The 657-nt window shown below is 72.6% G+C and carries 1 protein-coding gene; it reads left to right on the plus strand.

All coding sequences use genetic code 11. The features are described from left to right. Window positions 1-226: 226 nt before the first annotated feature. The coding region (locus LI92_RS21420; RefSeq protein ID WP_502691493.1) for a protein kinase family protein at window positions 227-657 on the plus strand (431 nt) is incomplete at its 3' end.

The raw sequence follows: 657 nt of genomic DNA on the forward strand, positions 1-657 counted from the left end.
GCGCGCCGGGGTGCCCGAAGCCGTGGCCGCACTGGCCGCGGTCCGCCGACGGATCGGTGCCCGGGCGCCGCAGGCCGGCGCGCCCAACCCGGCTGCTCGCGATCTCGACGTCCCGTACGCTGAGCACAACTGTTTGCCCACAGTCGGCGGGGATGTGACAAACAATCCCGCCGCGCACATGCCTCCGGAGCACATCGCCGGAGGCAGGACACCGAAAGGTGCGGAGGTGACCAACATTCCTTCGGAGGGGGCGGGGTCTCGGGCCGCGTCGAGGACCGTTGCTCCGCAATCCACCCAGCGGGCCGCCGAGGCCCCCGGGCCGGCCAGCAACGACAGCTTGCTGACGCCGGGGCGCAGCGTCGCCGGCGGTCGCTACCGGCTGCTGGTACGTCACGGCGGCACGCCGGTGCTGCAGTTCTGGCAGGCGCTGGACACCGCGCTGGACCGGCAGGTGGCGCTGACGTTCGTCGACCCGAACCAGACCATGCCCGACGACCAGCTCACCGGTGTGCTCACGCGAACCCAGCGGCTCAGTCAGATCGACGCACCCGGAATCGCCCGGGTGCTCGACGTGGTGCGCGTCGGTGCGGGCGGACTGGTGGTCTCCGAATGGGTGCGGGGCGCCTCGCTGCAGGAGGTCGCGGGTACGGCGCCGTC

It is taken from the genome of Mycobacterium sp. UM_Kg1 (genome assembly GCF_000972925.1).
GTDB lineage: Bacteria > Actinomycetota > Actinomycetes > Mycobacteriales > Mycobacteriaceae > Mycobacterium > Mycobacterium hiberniae.